Origin of the sequence: Listeria rocourtiae subsp. hofi (assembly GCF_963575615.1) — a bacterium.
In the GTDB taxonomy this organism is placed as follows: Bacteria; Bacillota; Bacilli; order Lactobacillales; family Listeriaceae; genus Listeria_A; species Listeria_A hofi.
On sequence record NZ_CAUYTL010000065.1, the window covers coordinates 1 to 6,386 of the forward strand.

The 6,386-nt window shown below is 37.5% G+C and carries 4 protein-coding genes; 1 reads left to right on the forward strand and 3 read right to left on the reverse strand.

Going from position 1 to position 6,386, the window contains the following annotated elements; genetic code table 11:
• From R8925_RS15500 to R8925_RS15510, 3 genes are all read right to left on the reverse strand, one after another.
• Positions 1–1,707 (reverse strand): Ig-like domain-containing protein (locus R8925_RS15500; RefSeq protein ID WP_430536692.1); only part of this gene is annotated, 1,707 nt, incomplete at its 3' end.
• A 151-nt stretch (positions 1,708–1,858) separates the two neighbouring features.
• Positions 1,859–2,503 (reverse strand): cyclic nucleotide-binding domain-containing protein, encoded by a 645-nt coding sequence (locus R8925_RS15505; protein WP_430536693.1) that lies wholly within the window; start codon positions 2,501–2,503, stop codon positions 1,859–1,861.
• Positions 2,504–2,695: 192 nt separating this feature from the next.
• Positions 2,696–4,183: a helix-turn-helix domain-containing protein gene (locus R8925_RS15510; RefSeq protein ID WP_430536694.1), complete on the reverse strand. Its 1,488-nt coding sequence runs from the start codon at positions 4,181–4,183 to the stop codon at positions 2,696–2,698.
• Positions 4,184–4,598: 415 nt separating this feature from the next.
• On the opposite strand from R8925_RS15510, the gene R8925_RS15515 reads away from it, so the two are divergent.
• The coding region (locus R8925_RS15515) for an Ig-like domain-containing protein (protein ID WP_430536695.1) at positions 4,599–6,386 on the forward strand (1,788 nt) is incomplete at its 3' end.

Here is a 6,386-nt window from a genome sequence, read left to right on the forward strand (position 1 = left end):
AGCGCCTGCTGGAGCCGTTCCAGATACATAGCCGTCATTGACGTAGTAGTCATTGATAGTAGGTGGAGCTAGCAAGATATTATCATCAGCCTTAACGATGACAGTTGTTGGAGCACTCTCATTTCCTGCTGCATCTGTTATCGTTACTTGAATTTCTTTTCCTAGCTCTTGTTGTGGAATAGTAATATTGAAATGACCATCTTTATCTGCTTTACCATTGACGATACCACCTGATGGTAGAGTGACTTTCACATCACCATTCGCTTCCCCTGTACCTGTAATTTTTGTGTCTGTTACTTTCACCGGATCAACATCTGGTGCGTCTGGTGCTGTAACATCTTGTACTATTTTACTTACTGAATCACTTAATAGGCTACCATCTTTTGCAACAACTTCTACGACTGCGCCGGCTTTTGGCGTGTCAATGTTGACTGAGTAGTTTCCAGCTTGATCCACTTTGCCAGTATAAGAAATAGTCGTTCCATCTGTCGTTACTTTCACAATGATATCATTAAGCGGATCGGCTGAACCTGTTACTTTTGTAGATTTATCTGTCACATTATCCAGTGTTGGTGTGGATGGACCGCCATTTGTGACAGTTGCTTTCGCTGTATTACTTGAAACGCCATTTAATGTCGCTGTTCCCTCTACAACGGAATCTTTTGCTTGTTTTGGAATTGCAACACGCCATGTGCCATCTGATGCAACCGTTGTAGTGTAGTCCTTACCATCTGCTTTGAATGTTACTGTTGCTCCTGGTTCGCCTGTACCTGATGCTGTAGTGTCTTGGCTTGTGATAGGATTAATTGTTGTATTAACAAGAGGAGCTTGCCTTACTATTTGGCTCGCAGATGATGGAATTTCTAGTGCTGTTACTGTTGCTGTGATGTTTGTGTTATAAGCTTGTTTTGGAATTGCCACGCTATAATTACCATTAGCATCAACAGTTCCTGTTCCAATTTGCGAACCGGCAGCATTTTTGATAACGACTGTTCCTCCTGGCTCACCTTTACCTGTTGCAACCGTACTATTTGTTGTAATAGCATTGAGTGTCGCATCCGCAACTGTCGTTATATCTATCAAACTCACGTTGGAATAGCGCATTGTTCCTTGAGAGTGGTTATCTCCCACTACACCAAATCCAGCTGCAGAAATAGTAGAATTAGCTTTGAAAGTTAGTGTTTGAGTAGTTTCATCACTAACTCTATATCCACCTGTCATAACTGCGCCACTACTGCTCTCAATCAGCTTAACGCCATTCCCATAAACTTGTACGCGATAGTACATGGTGCCTGATGTTTGTACCGCTTTATATTGAAGTTTGTAAGTGTGACCTGGGATTGTCGCCACTTCTTGTCTCATGATAGTAGAGTCACCTTTTGCGCCTAGTGTGACTTGACCATTTTCCCATGCCCTAATAGAATAACGTTTGTAGTCTCCTTCATAGAAGTAAGAACCTGTTTCGTCTGGTCCACTCAAAGTCAGCGTTTGATAATTACCTATTAACTCCCAATTATTAATACCAACAAATTGCGTGTTCTTCAAAAGATTCACTGCCGTAACGCCAGCTCTCACACTTTTTTCTGATTGCGTTCCATTCTCTGCGGCTTTAATTTCCCCTGGAAGCGCTGTGATCATTGAACTTGCTGCTACATTTGCTACAATTGCTGCCACTGCAATCTTTTTCATTGTTCTATACTTTGTCATTGCTTAATAAATCTCCTTTAATTTTTATTTTTGTGAAATTGGCTGATATGAATCAGCCTTCATGATTTTGTCCCCTTCTTAGCTGTGGTTTTATTCCTTCTTTATCGCTAAGCATCACCTCTTTTAATTACTAATTCATTATTTTAAACGCTTAAATGTGCTTTCTGTAGCCAAAATAAATATCTTCTTTTTCCAAAATTTCAACGACACTTTCCATCGCAGTATAGCCAATTCTTAAGTATTTCCTCAAAACGGTGTACGTTAAAAATTCGGATACTATCGTGACGCCAGACTCCACCTTGCTGAATTCAGGCAATAGCTCCTTAACAAGTTCTACGCCCCGCGAAACTGGGCGCAAACGTAAATTTTTGTTAATTCCCATTAATTTAGTCATAATATTGTGATTAATCACATAATTGTATAGCCATCCCTCTTGCAAACTCATAAGCAGAAACAAAATATCTTCTTTTTCGAATTCCAATAAAGTTATGTTAGATAATGATTTTGATTCAATTGGCAACGGTGAATGAAACATAAAGTGCTCTAAACCAACGAAATGTCCTGGACCTATAAAGTAAAGAATATCCGTTTCATTCTCTATACTAATGACGCCTTCCACAATATAATAAACTTTCGAATCCTCCACATGATTTCCGGTGTTAAGATACTGTCCTTTTTTGAATTCTTTCCGCTTATATCTTATATTTTCTGTCTCAGTCAAAAAACGTATAAGCTGGGATTCACAAAAAACAGACTGAATTTCCTTTTCGTCATATAGCTCAGAAAAAACTGGCACCAAAGGCACTCCTTTCTTTTAACTGTTGCTGTAACTACAGTATATATGCTCAAAAAAGATCTAGAAACTCTGTTTAGGGTTAAAAAAGCTTTTTTTTTTGAATGTTTTGTGACGGTATGAACTTATTATAACGCGAATAAAAAAAAACAACTTTCCAAAAATCAGCATTTGGAATGTCATTTTTTTTAATGGTTATTGAATAAATGCTAGGAAACTGGTTAAGTATTTTAAATCTGCATTTGATAATGGGTAATGGATATACTGTATCGAAATTTGATGCGTTAATGCAAAGTCCTCCAACTGTTTAAATTGCGAAATGGCAATGATGCCTCGCTTATTATGCGCCAATAGATCCATCCTATGTTCTACAAACACAATCTTGTAATCGATACTGTACAGAGAAACAATCTTTTTCTTGAATTCTTTTTCTATATAGTAAGGTAGGTCCGAATCAAAGAAAATACCAATTGGATCTTCATATACGTTTAACATGTCTAGCTCAGAAAATAAAGACGCAAATTTATTGATAAGATATTCTTTTTGTAAGAAAAATTTATAACGTGTTTTTTTATATAGTGTATCGATGAAGACATCTAATTTATAGTATAGATTCGGAAATTGGATTTTAATATTGTAAAGATATGGGTATCCAGAATAATCTACTTTAAATCCCTCTACAAGGCTACAGTATATGAAAGCACTGAAAAGTTCATCTCTAAAGTTTTCGAATTTGGAAGGGATTATTGGGCGAAATGCTTTTGGGAAATCCTCCATAAATAACTGAATCGCTTGATGAATCTCTGTATTTTTATCCGCATGGAATTGTAAAATATATTTCTTGAAATTATTTGGATAAAAAAATAGTGGTCTGGTTAGGGACAACAAAAACATGTATTTTAATTCATTCGTGGAGAGAGAGTACTGCTGTTTGATTTCGTTAATTTGGACCAAATACATGTCATACATTTTGTTGCCTTGTAAGTAACTATCCCACAGTGGTTCTATTTGGACGGGTTTCTTTTTTGCCGCTCGCATAATGTTAAATCCTGTAACTTGAATAAGCTGTTCCTTTTGCATGTATGTTAAATTTACACCTGATTTGTCGAGAAAACCATCCACTAACCGCCTCAGCTCCTGTTCGTCAACTTGCGGATACGGCCACTTATAAATATTATATACCTGCCAAAAAAACATATAGCCTAAAAAGCGGACCTCTATCTCTTTTCCTACCAAGTGATTTAGTGAATTAAATGCTAGCGACTTGCCTTGGATGATGTCCTTCCATTTATTAATTTGCTTTCGTACAGAATATTCGCTAGTGAAATGCGTCAAGGCAAAGGAAGCTGTGGATTGAAACGTATCGAAAAATATAGCATCAATAAGTTCAGCAGTTAGCGAATTTTGAATGACAACCGTTGAAATAGAGCGAAAATGATCTCTAGAATCCAGAATGAGACGAAATCCTTTATTTTTGACACTTAAGATTTGTATATCGGGATTTTTTAAAAGAGCAATATCGTCTTGTAAGCTAGAAATATACTTCAATGTCGTGCGTGGCAACAGTTCTAGCTTATGTGATAATTCGTCCGTATCAATCCAGCGTTCTTCTTCCACAAGCACATCCAAAATCGTTAGTTTTATTTGAATCTGCTTATCCATCGAAATAATTTCTTTTATCATCGCTTTCACCCTTTATAAAACAAGATATATACTCAATTCCTTATTTTATGGAGGCGTAAACATTTTCTATAATAGAGCTACATAAAGATTCCCACTTCTGTTTTTTAACACTTCATTCTAGCCCGTCACAAAACATTCATAAAGAATAGAGATTTCAACCCCAAACAGAGTTTTAGAGACGTTTTTGAGCTTGTATACTGTTGTTGATAGATTAGTTGGCTCACAATATTCTATGTCCAAACTATCATGGCCAACTGAAATCTAAATATAACCCTACTCAAACCTAGAAAATATTAACGCTAGCTATTGAACAATAGGGAAATAAAAGGGGGAATATGACACAATCAGATTTATGCTTTGTTGTAGGGAGAGCAAGTCACTAAGATTAGACAAATAAATTTAAAAGAGGGATTTTATGAAAAAGAAAACAAAAAAAATTTTAACGGGGCTACTAGCATTCAATGTAGTAGCGACAACACCACTTACATTATTATCAACTGCATCAGCAAGCGCAGCAGAAATGAAGCAATATTCCAGTGCAGAAAATACCAAGCAACCTAGAAGTGTCAATCAGGTGAATTTAATTGATGTCAGTAATCTAGGTGATAAAGCTACTCGAGGCTATGGATCTGATACCAACGCAGTCACACTAACAAAAGATGACGTATTCGCAAATGGATATATTGTAACTAAACAAAAAGTCAACTTGAAAAATAGTTTTACACTCAAAACTAGATTCGGTATTGGTGGAGGCGCATCAAAAGCGGATGGTATCACCTTTTTCATGCAAAATGCTGTGACCCCAAGTTTCGGAGTTGGCGGAGACGCTATGCGGATTAATGGAATTTCTAAGACTTTAGGGATAGCTTTTCGTCATCAAACTTGGTACACTCCAGCTAGAAATAATATAAGCTTCTATACACAAGATGCCGGTTTTTTCAAGTATCAAAACTCGTTTCCAAGTGGAAGTAACTATGACTTAACAATTAACTGGGATGGGCCAAGTAAGACACTGTCATATAATTATGCTGGAAAAATTGATAGTTATAAAGTTTCAGATATGAACAAAGTCTTTGGAGGTACAGAGGCAATCATTGGGTTCACAGGTGTTTGTGGAAACGGTACGAATACGCATGTCCTCTATAACCCATTATTAACGGTGAACTCTGGAAATGATCCAATAATTAATACAAGCGATCGAATCATTAATTTAGGTGAAAATTTTAACCCTTTACAAGGAGTTTCGGCCACTGATGTAGAAGATGGTGATCTAACAAGCCAAGTTAAGGTAATAGGGAATAACGTTGATACAAACAAAACAGGTAGCTATACGGTTATATACTCTGTTACAGATCAAAATAGTAATACTACAATCAAGATAATTAGTGTTAAAGTTACTTTACCTGCACCAGTCCTTTCTGATGTGTACGACAACTCAGACAAGTTAACTGTAAAAGGATATCCTAATGCTGAAATCACCACTACCCTACCAGATGGCACTCGCATCACAAAAAATGCCAATGCACAAGGAGAAGCAACCTTCGCAGTTTCAGGACTAAAGGAAAATGAAGTCATCAGAGCATTCCAATCCCTAAGCGGACAAAATAGTCCAGAAGCATCAACAGTCGTTAAGGGAGCAATTCCTGATGCGCCCACTATTTCTCCGATTACAACGAATGATACAACGATAACAGTCACAGGTGAACCAAATGCAAAAATAATACTTTTCCTACCAGATGGTACGGAATTGAGCAAGACGGCAGACGTCAATGGGAAAGCAACATTTAACATTGGGACACAAAAGCTAGGTGATGTGATAAAAGCCATACAAACGGGCACCAATGGAAAACCGAGTGAGGAAGCTTTCACAACGGTAACAGCTGGCACGATTGCAGCGCCAACGATTAACAGCGTGACAACAGATGATACGAAAGTAACTGGTACAGGTATCGCTGGTGCTACTGTAACAATAAAAGCGAACAACATGACGTATACTGGTGTAGTAACCGCAGATGGTACTTATTCCATCACCATTCCTAAGCAAGCCGCTGATACCCTGGTTACAGCGATCCAATCAAAAGATGGTGTCACTAGTACATCCGTAAATACGAGAGTTATCGATAATCGCACACTAGCAGCGCCAACTATCAACGACTACTACGTCAATGACGGCTATGTATCTGGAACGGCTCCAGTAGGTGCC